General features: G+C 40.0%; 11 protein-coding genes. All 11 read right to left on the bottom strand.

The genetic code is table 11. The annotated features are described in order from the left end of the window. Nucleotides 1–6: 6 nt before the first annotated feature. Nucleotides 7–1,278, bottom strand: coding sequence for an efflux RND transporter periplasmic adaptor subunit (locus H0W62_10930; GenBank protein ID MBA3649046.1), 1,272 nt, complete (start codon nucleotides 1,276–1,278; stop codon nucleotides 7–9). Between the two features lie 12 nt (nucleotides 1,279–1,290). Further along, nucleotides 1,291–5,616: a CusA/CzcA family heavy metal efflux RND transporter gene (locus tag H0W62_10925; protein ID MBA3649045.1), complete on the bottom strand. Its 4,326-nt coding sequence runs from the start codon at nucleotides 5,614–5,616 to the stop codon at nucleotides 1,291–1,293. 142 nt (nucleotides 5,617–5,758) lie between these two features. Beyond that, complete coding sequence (locus H0W62_10920) at nucleotides 5,759–6,067, bottom strand: hypothetical protein (GenBank protein MBA3649044.1); 309 nt, start codon at nucleotides 6,065–6,067, stop codon at nucleotides 5,759–5,761. Between the two features lie 440 nt (nucleotides 6,068–6,507). Further along, nucleotides 6,508–7,710 carry a chromate transporter gene (locus H0W62_10915; GenBank protein MBA3649043.1) on the bottom strand — a complete coding sequence of 401 codons (1,203 nt, stop codon included), beginning with the start codon at nucleotides 7,708–7,710 and terminating at the stop codon, nucleotides 6,508–6,510. 73 nt (nucleotides 7,711–7,783) lie between these two features. Further along, entirely contained in the window at nucleotides 7,784–8,872 is a 1,089-nt protein-coding gene (locus H0W62_10910) for an outer membrane beta-barrel protein (protein ID MBA3649042.1), read from the bottom strand. Nucleotides 8,873–8,931: 59 nt separating this feature from the next. Beyond that, on the bottom strand, nucleotides 8,932–10,062 hold the full coding sequence (gene ugpC, locus H0W62_10905) for a sn-glycerol-3-phosphate ABC transporter ATP-binding protein UgpC (protein ID MBA3649041.1): 1,131 nt from the start codon (nucleotides 10,060–10,062) through the stop codon (nucleotides 8,932–8,934). A 5-nt stretch (nucleotides 10,063–10,067) separates the two neighbouring features. Then, nucleotides 10,068–11,210 carry a glycosidase gene (locus H0W62_10900; protein ID MBA3649040.1) on the bottom strand — a complete coding sequence of 381 codons (1,143 nt, stop codon included), beginning with the start codon at nucleotides 11,208–11,210 and terminating at the stop codon, nucleotides 10,068–10,070. Continuing rightward, on the bottom strand, nucleotides 11,207–12,508 hold the full coding sequence (locus H0W62_10895) for a hypothetical protein (GenBank protein ID MBA3649039.1): 1,302 nt from the start codon (nucleotides 12,506–12,508) through the stop codon (nucleotides 11,207–11,209). Before H0W62_10895 ends, H0W62_10900 begins: the two co-directional genes overlap by 4 nt. Before the next feature lie 5 nt (nucleotides 12,509–12,513). Beyond that, nucleotides 12,514–13,947: a glycosidase gene (locus H0W62_10890; protein MBA3649038.1), complete on the bottom strand. Its 1,434-nt coding sequence runs from the start codon at nucleotides 13,945–13,947 to the stop codon at nucleotides 12,514–12,516. A 141-nt stretch (nucleotides 13,948–14,088) separates the two neighbouring features. Beyond that, nucleotides 14,089–14,916, bottom strand: a complete 828-nt coding sequence (locus tag H0W62_10885) for a carbohydrate ABC transporter permease (GenBank protein MBA3649037.1) — start codon at nucleotides 14,914–14,916, stop codon at nucleotides 14,089–14,091. Between the two features lie 34 nt (nucleotides 14,917–14,950). Further along, nucleotides 14,951–15,327 (bottom strand): sugar ABC transporter permease (locus H0W62_10880; protein MBA3649036.1); only part of this gene is annotated, 377 nt, incomplete at its 5' end.

The raw sequence follows: 15,327 nt of genomic DNA, 5'->3' as shown, positions 1-15,327 counted from the left end.
TAAGTTTTATTCTTCTTCACCGCCTTTGTTCATTTCAGAAAGTAAAGCATAAGCTCCTTTTATTACTATTTGTGTTTCCTCTGAAAGTTGCTCACTAGAGGTAATTGCTATATAGCCCATATCACCGGAACCAACAATGATCTTGATTTTACGAAAGGTGTGTGTTGCACCTGTTTGTTCACTTTCTTCTTTTGATTCACTTTCACTTTTATTATTTTCTGTTTCTTTATTTTTTCCTTCGGCTATAAAAATAAAATGATCATCACCCTGCGAAACGATTGCATCATCAGGAACTGCCAGAGCACGGTCATTATCAATCACGATTCTTGCTTCTACATACATGCCGGGTAACATGATTCCTTTTGGGTTTTGAATTTTTGCATGAACAACTATTGCCTGAGTCTGCGGGTCAAATTCTTTATCAATTGCAAATACTGTTGCAATGTCCTGCTGCTTTTCATTTCCAGAATTTGTGTAGCTAAAAGTTACTTTTTGACCAATGTTAATTTGCCGAACATCTTTTTCAAATACCTGCAGGTCTATATGCAAATCGGTGTTATTGATGATTTCAAATAGCATTGAATTGGGTTCTGCGAACGTGCCGATGTTTGTTGTGATGTCCTGCACATAGCCACTGATGGGGGCGGTGATAGTGAGGTTAGGAATTATTTTACCTTCCTTCAAATTTTCAGTGTTGATATTGATCAATTGCAATTTTGCTTTTAATGCATTGTCTTTTCCTACCGTGCCATTGTAATCAGCTTCTGTTTCCTGAAAATGTTTTTGCGATGTGATGTTATCTTTCTGTAACGTTTTTTGTCTTTCATAATCAGTTTTCATAAACTCAAGATGTGAAGCATTTTCCAAATAATCCTGCTGCAACTGTATGATGTCAGGGTTTTGAATAATTGCCAACACAGTTCCTTTATTTACCTGCTGTCCCGTTGAAACTTTTATTTCTTGCACGATACCCCCATAGGGGGTGCTTATTGTTGCTTTATTCTGAGGGGGCAAAGACAATCTACCGTTCGATTTGATTGCGCTGGTGAGATTCCGGTATTCTGGTTTACCTAATTCAATTTGCGCTGATTTGAACTGCTGCTCTGTAATATTTACTTCTAATGGGTTCGACTTTTCTATTACAGCATCAGCTTTAACTGTTTCATTTTTTGATCTGCTTCCGCAGGAAGAAATCAAAACTGTGATTGCAAAGAGCAAAGCAGTATGCTTTGCAGCTTTGCTGATAGCTTTAAAATTATTTTCTATGTTGCAATTCATTTTTCGGAATTTTTATTTACTGATTAAGTAGTTTAAATAGATGACTGACTGATTATAGTTATTGAGTGTTTGCAGGTAATCCGTTTTAATAAAAATTGCCTGTTTTATGCTTTGCACATATTCCACATAATTTATTTCTCCCTCCTGATAGCCGATTTGTGCACTGCTGAGAATTTTATCTGCCATTTGCAAACCTGAGGACTGATAGTATTGCAATGACTGTTTGTATTTATTGAAATTCTGAATAGCGGTTGAGTATTCCGTATTCAACTGTAATTTAAAATTGTCTGCTTCGCTTTGTGTTTTCATTACATTGAAATGTGATGCTCTTGAATTGTTACCCACACCTGATTTGAATAGTGGTATTTGAGCACCAATAATGTATCCCTGGAATCCTTTAGCATTGTCCATGCTTTGATTGAAGTAACCGAACGAAAGTGAGGGAGCAAATTTTGATCTGTCGTATTTCCATTCAGCATTTGCAACGTTTACCAATTGCTTTTGATACTGAAGTAAAGGACTGCCGTAAAGCTGTGATGTGTCTAATGCAATGGGCGGGGAGATGGCTTGCAGGTTTTGTTCTGACAAAACGATGGGTTGAGTTGTATTTAACCATTGCTGCAAAGTGGTTTGAAAAATTTCAACATCACTTTGCGCTTCATGCGATTTTATTTTTAACTGCTGCCATTGAGATTGCGTGGTAAATTTTTCTAACTCTGCTGTTTCACCTGCCTGATATTTTTTATCCGCAACTTCTGAGAAGTTTTTGAAAATGCTATCCAGCTGCTCATATAATTTCAATTGCTCGTGACCGTAGAGTAATTGGTAATAAGCGGTGGTTACATTTTTTACCAATTCATTTTTTGTAAGTGTGTATTGCTGTTGCGCTAATTGGATATTCTGATTGTTCAATTTACTTTGAGCAGCATACACAGTTGGGAATTGAAAACCCTGCTGCACGGTAATATTGTAATCCCTTGCTGCTGTGTTTATTTGTCCATTAGTGTATTCTGCACTGAGCGGAGAAAGGGTAAATGAATTTTTCTTCAAAACCTGTTGCTGCTGCAAATTATAACCTGCTGTTTGCAAATAAGGATGATTTTGCAAAGCAAAATTTACCAGGCTGCCAAGCTGTGTTGTTTGTGCATTTGCACTTGTTGCAAATGCTGACGAGCCAATTATCAGGATGACAATTGCGGTAATTGATGAGGACGATGAAATTTTATTTTCATTTTTCTTTCTGCTGAAAAATAAACTATACAATACGGGTAAAACAATCAGTGTAAGAATGGTTGATGAAATCAATCCGCCAATTACTACCGTTGCCAACGGTTTTTGCACTTCACTGCCCGGTGATGTGCTTAATGCCATGGGGAGAAAGCCCAATGATGCAACGGCTGCTGTTGCAATAACCGGTCTTAGCCGTGATTTTGTTCCTTTCATTATTCTTGTTGTTATATTTTCTTCTCCTTCGTTTTTTAAGCGATTGAAATATGCTATCAACACAATTCCATTTAATACCGCTACTCCGAATAATGCAATAAAGCCTACACCTGCACTAATACTAAAATTCATTCCTCTTAACCACAAGGCAATAATGCCTCCTATTGCAGAAAACGGAATAGCTGTAAAAATCATCAGTGTTTCAGAGACGGAACGAAAAGTGAAAAAAAGCATGAGCAGGATAAGAAGCAATGCAACCGGCACGGCTATGCTTAACCGTTTTGATGCCTCCTCCAGGTTTTGGAATTGACCACCGTAGGTTATAAAGTAGCCAGGCGGCAATTTCAATTTTTCATTTAATGTTTTTTGAATATCTTTTACTACGCTTTGCACATCCCGACCTCTTGTATTTAATCCAACATAAATTCTGCGCTTTGCATCTTCCCGTGAAATCTGAACAGGATCTGATTTGAATGAAACATCTGCAACTTGTTGCAATGTTATCTGGCTGCCGGAAGGAAGCGGAACGAATAAATTGCGAACACTTTCAATATCACTCCTGTGTTCTTCATCGAGCTTAATTATTAAATCAAATCTTTTCTCCCCTTCATATACAGTTCCGGCTTTTGCGCCAGCAAAAGCTGTATTTACAGTAGTATTTAATTCATCTACATTCAAACCATACTGCGCCATTTTTGCACGGTTGTAAATGATTACAATTTGCGGCAGACCATCTACCTGCTCCACTTTAGTGGAAGCTATACCATTAATATTTTTTATTAGCGACTGCACTTCATTTGCTTTCTGAGTGAGAATGTCTAAATCTTCACCGAATATTTTTATTGCCACATCTGATTTTATTCCGGCAATCATTTCATTAAACCTCATTTGAATAGGTTGCTGAAATTCCACATTTAACCCAGGAATAACTTTTAAAGCATCTTCCATTTTTTCGGATAATTCCTCCTGTGTGATGGCTGATGTCCATTCAGATTTATCTTTCAGTATTATCATAATGTCACCACTTTCAATAGGCATTGGATCTGTTGGAATTTCACCGCTTCCAATTTTTGAAATGACCTGAATTACCTCGGGGAATTGTGCTTTTAAAATGCGTTCAGCTTCTGAAAAGCTTCTTACAGTTTCATTCACTGAGCTGCCCTGCATTATTCGAGCTTCCACAGCAAAGTCACCTTCCTGTAAGGTTGGAATGAACTCGCCTCCAAGATTTATAAAAATGAAGATACTTATGGCTAACATAGCTGCTGCCACTGCAACAGTGCTTTTGCGAAAGCGAAGTGCAAAACGCAATGCCGGTTCGTAAAACCGTTGCATTGCATGAATGATTTTATCGGCAACTGTTACTTTGTCTTTAATATTTCGATTGATAAACAATGAACACATCATTGGAACATACGTGAGTGAAAGAAGCATAGCACCTATCAAAGCGAACCCAACTGTTTGTGCCATTGGACGAAACATTTTTCCTTCTATGCCTACCAATGAAAGAATGGGTAAATACACAATGAGAATTATTATTACACCAAACACTGCAGGGCGAATAATTTTTACAGATGTTTTCTCTGTTTCTTCATCCATTTCGTTTTTAGTGAGCATTTTATTTTTAAAATGCGAATGCAGATGATGCAAAACGGATTCAACAATTATTACTGCACCGTCCACAATCAAACCGAAATCAAGAGCACCCATACTCATGAGGTTTGCTGTGATGCCAAAGGCATTCATCAGGATAATTGCAAAAAGCATTGACAGGGGAATAACTGATGCTACAATTAATCCTGCACGGAAATTACCGAGCAACAAAACGAGAATAAAAATTACGATTAATGCACCTTCCAATAAATTACGGCTGACTGTTGAGGTAGTTTTATCAATAAGTTTTGTTCTGTCAATGAATGGCTCAATGATTACGCCCTCCGGTAAAGAACTTTCAATTTGTGTGATGCGCTCCTTTACATTTAAAATGACCTCTTTTGAATTTGCCCCTTTAAGCATCAGCACTACTCCGCCCACTACCTCACCTTCACCGTTGCGGGTAAGCGCACCGTAGCGATTAGCTGCGGAGAATTGAGCTGTTGCAATATCACGAATGAGCACGGGTAGTCCATTGTTGTTTTTTACTACTATATTTTCAATATCGGAAATTGATTTTGCCAAACCTTCGGCACGAATGAAATATAGTGAAGGTCCTTTTTCAATGTAGCTGCCCCCGGTGTTGTTATTATTTTTTTCAAGGGCTTCAAACACTTCACTGATGCTGATGTTCATACTGCGCAGCTTGTCAGGATTTATTGATACTTCGTATTGCTTTAGCTGGCCGCCAAAGCTGCTGATGTCGGCAATGCCTGCAACTCCCATTAGTTGCCTGCGAACAATCCAGTCTTCAATGGTGCGCAAGTCCATTGCATTGTATTTTTTTTCATATCCGGGCTTTGTATGCACCACATATTGATAGATTTCTCCCAAGCCGGTAGTGTTGGCTGAAATTTCAGGCTTGCCGAACTTTTCAGGAATATCCTGGCTTGCGCTGTTTAATTTTTCTCCTACAAGCTGCCGGGCAAAATAGGTGTCCATATCATCCCTGAAAACCACTGTAACCACTGATAAACCAAAACGTGAAATGCTTCGCACTTCCGTAACTTTTGGAATGTTTGACATGGTTTGCTCGATAGGAAATGTAATGAACTGTTCCACTTCCTGCGCAGCAAGGTTTGGCGACCATGTAACAATGTTTACCTGATTGGTTGTTATGTCCGGCAATGCATCTACTGAAAGTCTTGTGAGGGAGTATATGCCAAAAGCAGTCAGGAGCAAAGTAAAGATGCCAATGATGAGCTTGTTTTTTATACTGAATGCAATAATTCTATCAATCATCCTGAGTTGAAATTTTATTAATAAGAAATATTTAATGATGTTGCGCTGCAACAACAGCATGTTAATTGCGATATTGCAAAAGCAACATAACCTGCGCCATTGCTTTAGCAATGCAGCGGTGAAATGCAATTAACGAAATGAATTAAGAAAGGCGGGGAGGCTGCCAGTGGCTATCAGGGATACCACAAATAAAGCGTTCGGTATAAAGCGTAAAATGTTTCTGTGTAAAAGCAGGAAGCGTATTGGAAGTTCTGAAATGAGCAATTACCACAAAGCCATGACAGCAATTACACTGGCAGAAAGGTGAGCAAAGCTCATTGTCCTGATGGTGCTGTTCCTGTGACTGCTGAATTGTTTGAGGGATATTGGCAAGCCCAACGTTACTGTCGCAACATGGCGCAAAAGAAAGTGCCAATGTGAAGCAAGCGAATATGAGGGCTAAGAATTTCATGGGGGCAAAGATAATTTTTTTGAGGTTGCTGTAAAAGTTATGCTATTACCTTTTTCTCCACTCCCCAAACTTTATTTATTACATTTTATTTTTTGCTTCCATTTTGCTTCCCGTTTTTTGTGGCTTCGATGGTTGATAAGTCTTCTTGCAAGTGTCTTTCTATTGTGTTTTGCTCTTTGATAGAAGGTAAAGAATGTCAACATTTAATCGCAGATCTATTATATCCTATCTGTTTTAGGTAAGATAACTGTAGTTCAATTATAAATAAATGTATTTAAGACCTACATGTAACCAACACACAAAAAATGAAGTATAAAACAAAGGTTGAGGGGTCTGCCTACGGTGTAATGATAAAGAAGAAATTTCTGTATGGAGACAGGCTCTTCTGTGCTGCTTAATCTTTCAAAGAGTTAGTTTCTCCTATAGTCGATTCGAGCTATTTAAACCCACGTCTTTAAAATCAAACCCAAGACAGCGGCGATAAAAATGATATATGGTTCCTGAATTTTTTTTACATACAATAGCGTCAGGACAGTTGCTACTGCAATGAGTACGGAAGGTATATCGAGAATCACGCTAGGGTTCCTCGTGAAAGTATTTATTGCAATAATAATTACAGCTCCGGTGAGTGCTCCGATTACTGCAGCGGTAATGCCGTCAACAAATGCTTTGATGGATGCATTCTTAGCATACCTCTTAAAATAGGGCGCGGGAATCACGGTAAAGAAATAACAGGGAAGAAACGTGCACGCTGCGGCGATACAGGCACCTGGGAAACCAGCCACTAAGTAACCAATGAAACCTACTGTGATCACCACGGGCCCCGGCGTGATCATCGCCACCGCTACTGCATCGAGAAAAGTATGCTCGTCAATCCAATGGTACTGGGTAACGGCTCCATGTAAAAAAGGAATGATCGCCAGGCCACTTCCAAAAACAAACGCTCCTGCTTTAAGGAAAAACCAAAACATTTGTCCCAGTGCTTTCGAATCATAGTCCCAAAAACCAATTCCCGTCAGAAGCATAACCGGTAGTGTTGAAGTTCTTTTTGCCCATGCCGGTGGTGCTTTTATGAACATATACAATAGCCCCGCTGCAAGGAAAACCGGAAGCACTTCCGTTTGTGAAATGAGCGTGATGACTAAAGTGGTGAGAAAGAAAAGCCATAACATCCATTTTGTTCTGAATGATTCAAGATTGAATTTGCCAATTGATTTTGTGGTGAGTTTGTAGCTGCTCATCACAATTATTCCAATCACTGCTGCTCCTACTCCATAAAAAACGGCCTGCATCCAGGGCAAACCGTTGAACATCTTGTAAGCAATTCCCAAAGCGACTACCATTAAAAAAGATGGCAGCACGAAAGCAATGGCAACTAATGTGGCTCCTAGGTAGCGGTAATGCACGAAGCCCAAATAAATACCAAGCTGTGCCGCCAATGGACCGGGCGCAAGCTGTGAAAGGGTTAAGCCTTCCTTGTAATCTTCTTCTGAAATCCATTTACGCTGCTCGACAAGATCACGGTGCATATAGCCTACCAATGCAACGGGGCCTCCGAAGCCCGCATAACCCAGCTTCAAAAAATAGAGTACAAGTTGCCGGAGGGAATATCTTGGTTTATTTTCTGTATGGGTAAATTGCATTGTTGTTATAGGAATTTATAAGATAATTAATGGCTTTGGCAGTATGCAGTGCTAAAGATCGAGCTTCCATGATTTACTGTGGAAAATACAAACCGAAATTCAGCATCGCTTCCAGCCTGTGATTCGTTGACTTAGTATCTGAATAAAAAATTTTCTGACCTGAATCTGCGGTAAGATTTCTACCTTCGAGCCGCACATAAAAATTATCCGTTGGCTTATACTCTGCACCGAGTGTGATGCCCCAGAGCTTTATACCCGAAAATTCATTTCCTTCATTCAAGAACACACCTGATAACATTCCCTGCGGATCGTGGAAGACTTCTCCTCTGCCGTAAATGCCAAACCGGTTTACTGCCTGGTAGCGAAGGGCCAGCAAAGCACTTGCATAGCTTGCAGATTTTTCTGCGTTCTTGAGGTCACCATGCTGTTGTACAGCTAAATCGGCACCGGCAACCATCCTGATTTTTCCTTTCTGAAAATTTAAAAACACATTGTTGTAAAACCGGGTGCGTGAAACGGTATCGTCTTCTGCTGCATCGTTTCCCAGGTAATTATTATACCCGATGCTAACAGCGTCGTTAACAGTATAGGCAGCGAAAAGTCCGATCGATTTTTTTTTGTTATTATCCTCATAGAGGTTATACCCGTTTAGCAAATAAAGGTTGAGCAGTAACTTATCCGTTGGCGTATAATTTAATCGGAATCCTGCCTCGAAATAAGGTTCAAAAAAAGTAGCCACAGCTACAGAGCTGGTTATATTTTCTTTAGGAAAAAGCCCTTCCGTTCCAATATGCGTACGGAAGAATCCGCCATCGATCCATAAATTTTTATAAATCCGAAACCCTGCATTAGCTTCCTGTATAAAGTTAAAAGTAGATGACCAGGAGCTGCGGGGAATGTCGCCATAGTGAAGCGTAACGATTGACCGCATGCGGTCTGCAGAATATTTTACAGTGATGGAGGCAACGTTCAATCCGAACTGCTTGCTTCTGGGTGAAATACTTTGAAATTTTTGGTAGTTACCGGTTCCCACGGAATCCGTGTAATATGCTAAATAAGCATCCACCATTCCTGAAAACGTGAGCGTGCGGTTTACACTGTCTGATTGCGCCAAGACACTCATTTGGGCAAAGACGAATAGTAAAATAGTCAGCTTTTTCATTGCCTGCTATTTAACTATTTAAATTCAAATTTATACGCAGTTAAGTGTGGATCGAAGAATTAAAGCAGGTTCTTATTTATTACCGCCCCGCTCACTGCATCCATATAAATAATTTTTTCTATTAAAAATTTAATCTCTTTTTCATTCCCAACGTCAATAATTTCGCGTGGCGGGGTTCTTACAATTAGTGTTTGATTTGACATGGAAAAATATACCAGTTGTTCGTTGCCCATGTTTTCGTAAGCCAGGACTTTTAAAGTACAGTCACCTGGATTGGCTTCCCCTTCTTCACAAATTAGAATATGCTCCGGCCGTATGCCAATCAGAATAGCTTTTCCAACATAGCTTTCTAAAGACGCGGGAATTGAAGTTCCTAAAGAAATCTGACAACTTTTTGTTTCGGGAATAAAAGAATATCTGTTCTGGCGCACAATAGAGCCCTCCATAAAATTCATGGTAGGCGAACCGATAAATCCCGCAACAAATTTATTCGCCGGGTTATTGTACAAATGCAGCGGAGTATCCAATTGCATGAGCTTGCCTTTGTTCAACACAGCAATCCTGTTTCCTAACGTCATGGCTTCAGTCTGGTCATGCGTTACATAGATCATCGTCGCATTGATGTCGCGGTGCAGCTTTTGAAGTTCTATGCGCATCTGGCTTCGAAGCTTTGCATCAAGGTTGCTGAGCGGCTCATCAAATAAAAAAACTTTAGGTCTTCGGATAATAGCCCTTCCAATTGCTACCCGCTGGCGCTGACCTCCGGATAAAGTGGTTGGTTTGCGATTTAGCACCTCCTCCATTTCCAGCAGCTGGGCAGTCTGAGTTACTCTTTGTTTTATTTCGGTTTTGCTGAAGTGCTTTAATCTTAATCCGAAAGCCATGTTATCATAAACGGTCATGTGCGGATATAAAGCATAATTCTGAAACACCATTGCAATATCACGGTCGCGCGGATCCAGATCATTTATCCTTTTTCCATCTATGCTGAGAGTGCCTTCACTGATCTCTTCGAGCCCTGCAATCATCCGTAGCAATGTAGATTTTCCACAGCCGGAAGGACCTACGATCACCATAAATTCTTTATCGTGCACCGTAAAGGAAATATCCTCAATGGCTTTAGAGGGTGCTTCTTTTTTTGCACCACGTGGATAGATCTTTGAAATATGCTCTAATAAAACCTCCGCCATCTTTATTAAAAGTGTTCGCTTGAAAAATATTTTTTTGATATCCTGGTGATCCGACATGCCAGGTCTAATTCTCCGGATGCGATAATAAAATCATCGCCATGTTCCACAATACCGGTGGTAAATACAACATCTTCAAGATATTTCTGATGGCTGATACCATCAGTAAGCAATGGATTTGCTTCCAGCAAAGGCACTTTATCTTCCAAACGAGTAATTTTTAACGGATCGTCCTTATCCAGCAGTGCCCAGAAGGTGCGGTAGATGCCTACTTCACCTTTCTTTTCAACTCCATGATACAGCATCAGCCAGCCGTAGGGTGTTAACAAAGGCGGAGTTCCGCCACCTATTTTCATATTGGATAAAGATGATCGCCGTGCCCTCAGAAATGCGGTATCGGATGGTTTCCAATGCAGTAAATCCCGTGAAGAGGACATTTGAACAGATGCGCAGGAATGGTAAGTGGAAGATGGTGGCGTGGCAAAATAATTTTCCCCTAATGGTCTTGTTAAAGCGTAGTAAATATTATTTATTCTTCCTTCAAATACCAGCATATCCTTATTCTGGTGGTCAAGCACAATGCCAAGACATTTATAATTTAGGCCATCATCTGAAACATATAACATCGTTGAATGACGCTCGCTGCCTACACAACAAGCGGTCATATAATACTGGTTTTCAATGGTTGAAATCCGGGCATCTTCTATTCCGTATTCCTGACTGGTAAATTGCGGTGAAATAATTTTATCGTAATGTACTTTAATTACTGCCGTGCCATCGGCATTCAGTTCTACCGGCAACAGCCATGATAGAGACGTTAATGCATAAACAGGAAAATCATAAGTTTTAATTCTGAATTTTCTTGGATCTTTCATATCCACTTCAATCAATGGCCATGCATCGATTACAAATCGCTTTTCTGAATCCCATCTTATGCTGTGCACGCTGTCTCCTTTAACAGAGTTTGATAAAGCTTCCGCCACACGTACTATCATCAGCAAATTGCCATTCGGCAAGCGACATAAGCCAGGATTAAAAGTACCAAGCACAAAAGTATTTTCCTTAATGCCATTGCGAAGTGGTGAGTATGATAATTCTACATCACCAGGTTTAAAAATCAGATGGTCGGCAATTATTGGAGTTGCATTCATTTTTTATATTTATCCAGGGCCGTTATTACCGCCGGATAATTTTCAGCATTTTGCAAAGTAAGCAATGCCTCGATGGTAGATTCAGCGCCGGAATTATAGTTGACACCACCCGCAGATAATCCATCGTAGCAGCGGCCTGTGGCTGTATCATACATACTGATTCCTAAATCATTTGCTCCCAGGAGCCATGCAGCAAGATGCCCTGCGAGATCAGCATAGGTATCATTTCCTGTTTCCTTATAGGCTTCGATTGCAGCAAAAACCATAGGCTCTATTCCATAGGCAATCTGATCATATTTGTTATCAGTTAGTGTCTGAAATACATTTCCACTTTTTGCGAGTAAAAGAGAAGATTTATAACCATTCTTAATCAGCCAGGGATAAAAGTTATCTATTTCTACTAATGCTTTCGAGGTGTATTGCGGATCATTCAGAAACAGGCCCGCCTTCAATAAAGCATAAGCCTGGATGTTCCCATATGCATGCCATGTATTTTCCCAGCTTAAAAAACAGCCATAGGGATAGTGAGAGGAATCACCGGCTTGCATGAGCGCAATGCCATCTGCCAATTTTTTAATATAGTCTCTTAAAACAGCATCATTCGTAGACTGGCACCAGGGAATTAGCCCTATAATAAGCAATGCCGACTGATCTGTGGCACTTCCTGCGGGAAGCCATTCCGGAACTGTAATACCATTTACAATTTTTGTTGTTTGAGGGATATTGACCAGGTCTAATTTTATTTGAGCAATCAATTTAATTATTGCAGCATCCATTTGCGCAAATAAAGGTGGGTTTAGGTTCTTTATAAAAGGTTCGCCTTCTATTAAAGTTTGTAAGGCTCTCCACGACCACCAGTTAGGAATATTTAAACTGGTGCTTCCTCCTGTGTTTATCAGTCCGCTGGAGAATAAAAAATTATAGAAATAGCCGTTATCTGATTGCATCCCCAGAATAAAGCGGATCAGGTTCATAGCTTTAGCCTGGATGGCTGTATCTGTAGAAAACCGGGTGCTTCTCAAATAAACTAACGCAGCTCTTGATACATCATCTACACATGAAAATCCTTCACCAGACGCCTCAACACGGTGATAATCCGGGGCATCTGCATATATGTAAACGCCCGCGGATTTGCTGCCCGCCGGAAAAGTAAGAGGCGTATAGAGGTAATCAAGGTGAGCTGTATTCACCAATTCCGTATCGACTGCCGGAGCCTGGTTCATTGCGGTTTTCGAACAGGCTATAAACATGATTATGAGTGCCGATAAATAGAATAAACTCTGTATTTTTTTATTCATAAGGTTTATGGTGCAGGTTTCATCTCGTTGAGAATTTCTTCTAATCCTATTGTTGCAAAAGCCGTTGCAGAGTCAGACACTGCATAAGGAATAACCAGTGTTTTATTGTGAAGCATAGAACCACAAGTATAAACTACATTCGGAACATAACCTTCACGTTCGGCTTGATCAGCTTGGATGAGCGGTTTATCAAGCCTGCCAATAATCTGAGTGGGATCATGCAGATCCAATAGTATGGCGCTTATAACATAAGTGCGCATTAAGCCCACGCCATGTATCAGCAAAAGCCAGCCTCTTTCTGTCTTTACAGGTGATCCGCAGTTACCTGATTGCAGCAGCTCCCATGGATAGTATGGCTCCATCAACAGCTGGTAGCTTTTCCATTCATAAATATTTTCAGAAAACATGATACTTATATTCTCACCACCCTGGCGTGAAACCATCACATATCTGCCATTTATTTTTTCAGGAAAGAGCGCCATTCCTTTGTCTGATACAGCCTCGCCGTATAATGAGCGTATTTTAAATTCATTAAAATCTGAGGTTTCAATCAATTGCGACTGTATCTGATGGCCGTCATAAGCAGTGTAAGTACCGTAATAAATTGCGATACCGTTATCACTAAACTTTACAAATCTCACATCTTCCATTCCCATGCTTTCTATTCTTGCTACAGGAAATATTACTTTTTCATTGATCGGTATTTGTGAAGAACTTATGAGATTGTAATTAGCATCCCATATTTTTTCTATTTGGCTGATAGAGTTTGTCGCTACATTCGTCTTTACTGTTGCAGATTTTAGGAGAGAAAGCGCTTCCGCTTCTGAAAAATGTTCCGGTAAAGAATCAACAACGCTAAAATCAAAATCTTTAAATAATACCGCACGGCTTCGTATAAAATCCCGGCTATATCTTGTGTCAATTTTTTTTTGCAGACAAATAAAATAGCCCGAAGAACTGTCGAGCGTGATGCGGGCATTCTCGTCTGCTATTCCTGTTTTAAATATTATAGAAGAAATGTGACCTTCTCCGGTTGCCCTCAGGCTCATTATAAATCGCTGTTGGCCTGACTTTAATCCTTGTTGATCTGGATGGGGCACAATGGAGGGATTAAATAATGCTGCAGCCTGTATAGAATATTCTTTTGTAAAAAATGCACCCAGCAATAGTTTTTTTGCAACAGTGAAACGGGAAAGGTTAATTCCGTTCTGCTCTTCTATTTTTTGAAAATGATTCAAGAGGGTTTGATCCAGATCTCGATGGCGGGCGGCAAAATCTTTGGTTAGGATTTGGAGGCATTCATCTGCCTCATTAGCACTTAAATTTTCCACCCGATTTATCATGTTAAAGATCCGCTTCTCTTGTGACAAAAATAAAAATTGAGTAATTACCGCCTTTGCATCAGCATATAAGTGTAATGAATCTTTAATAATGTTCATCGATCGTTGGCGATTCTGGTTTAAACTAAATTAATTTTTTAAGATGCTGAAAAATTAGTTATCTGGTTATAATTCTTTGCTGCATTTCTCCGGAGAAACATCGGCAGGAGTTGCAGGATTCGTCAATTTATAATTTCCTGGTTAATCTTTTAAACCTGCCGAAGCCATACTCTGGATAAAGTGCTTTTGAAAAAATAGAAACGCAACAATAACCGGAACGGCAAGCAACACCCCTGCAGCAATCTTAACTCCCAGCTGCGCATCTGCACGGCCACCTACCACAAACAGGGTTACCAGTTGCGGCATCGTCATTAATTGTTCGTTACGGATGACGATGAGCGGCCACAGTACTTCATTCCAGGAGCCGATAAAGGTCAGGATAGCCACAGTTATTAACGTAGGTTTTATATTCGGCCACAGAATTCTAAATATAATCTGCAATTCATTGCAACCATCCAGCCGTGCTGCATCAATCAAAGCTTGTGGCAGTCCCTGGAAAGCCTGCCGGAACATTAGGATACCGAAAGCACTGACTGCAAAAGGCATAATAAGAGCAAGATAGGTATCCACTAAATGCAGGTTCACCATCGTAATATAATTTGGAATCAAGGTAATCTGAAAGGGAAGAGACATGGTAAAAACGATCACGTAAAAAATCATAAGCCGTCCTTTAAACCTCATTTTTGCCAGGGCGTATCCCACCATAGATCCGGTAACCATCACCAAAGCCGTAGTGCATGTGGCTACCAGTAAGCTATTAACCAGTGACCTGCCAATGGGGATTTTTTCCACCATTGCTTTAAAGTTGCTCAGGGTAGGATGAGATGGAAATAGTGTAAGCCTGCTGATCTCATTTTCCGGCGATAGTGCAGCACTTACCATCCACATAAAGGGATAAATGAAACTAAGTGCAGCTAACAGCAACGCTGCATAAAACATCAGTTTTTGAAATGAGATCTTTTGTGTCATAATTTATTTAAGGCCATACAGCAGCTTGTAATGGTTAACTCTCTCTTTCAATAAATTTCTTTTGAAGCACTACAACAGTCATGATCATGATTGCATAAAAAAACCCAAGAGTGGCCGAATATCCCATATTGTAAAATTGAAAAGCCTGCTTATAAATGTATAATACCGCTGACAAGGTTTGATTCAATGGTCCGCCGCCGGTAAGAATGTATGGTTCAATGAAAAGTGAAAACCCACCGATAGTAGACAGGATAACTACCATAAAAATAGTAGGGTTAATCATAGGTAAAGTAATGTGGTAAAATTGCTGCCATTTTGTAGCACCTTCCAATTTTGCTGCTTCATAGTATTGTGTAGGTACCGTTTGTAAACCCACTAAAAATAATATTATATAAAGCCCTACGTTTTTCC

The sequence above is a fragment of the Chitinophagales bacterium genome, assembly GCA_013816805.1.
Taxonomy (GTDB): Bacteria; Bacteroidota; Bacteroidia; order Chitinophagales; family UBA10324; genus MGR-bin340.
Note: the sequence above shows the minus strand (reverse complement) of the source record. Positions and strands in the feature narration are given on the sequence as shown.

What these genes read in the sequence shown, in the direction of transcription:
- H0W62_10930 (MBA3649046.1), bottom strand. Translation starts at nt 1,278, where the DNA reads ATGAATTGCAACATAGAAAATAATTTTAAAGCTATCAGCAAAGCTGCA.
- H0W62_10925 (MBA3649045.1), bottom strand. Translation starts at nt 5,616, where the DNA reads ATGATTGATAGAATTATTGCATTCAGTATAAAAAACAAGCTCATCATT.
- H0W62_10920 (MBA3649044.1), bottom strand. Translation starts at nt 6,067, where the DNA reads ATGAAATTCTTAGCCCTCATATTCGCTTGCTTCACATTGGCACTTTCT.
- H0W62_10915 (MBA3649043.1), bottom strand. Translation starts at nt 7,710, where the DNA reads ATGCAATTTACCCATACAGAAAATAAACCAAGATATTCCCTCCGGCAA.
- H0W62_10910 (MBA3649042.1), bottom strand. Translation starts at nt 8,872, where the DNA reads ATGAAAAAGCTGACTATTTTACTATTCGTCTTTGCCCAAATGAGTGTC.
- ugpC (MBA3649041.1), bottom strand. Translation starts at nt 10,062, where the DNA reads ATGGCGGAGGTTTTATTAGAGCATATTTCAAAGATCTATCCACGTGGT.
- H0W62_10900 (MBA3649040.1), bottom strand. Translation starts at nt 11,210, where the DNA reads ATGAATGCAACTCCAATAATTGCCGACCATCTGATTTTTAAACCTGGT.
- H0W62_10895 (MBA3649039.1), bottom strand. Translation starts at nt 12,508, where the DNA reads ATGAATAAAAAAATACAGAGTTTATTCTATTTATCGGCACTCATAATC.
- H0W62_10890 (MBA3649038.1), bottom strand. Translation starts at nt 13,947, where the DNA reads ATGAACATTATTAAAGATTCATTACACTTATATGCTGATGCAAAGGCG.
- H0W62_10885 (MBA3649037.1), bottom strand. Translation starts at nt 14,916, where the DNA reads ATGACACAAAAGATCTCATTTCAAAAACTGATGTTTTATGCAGCGTTG.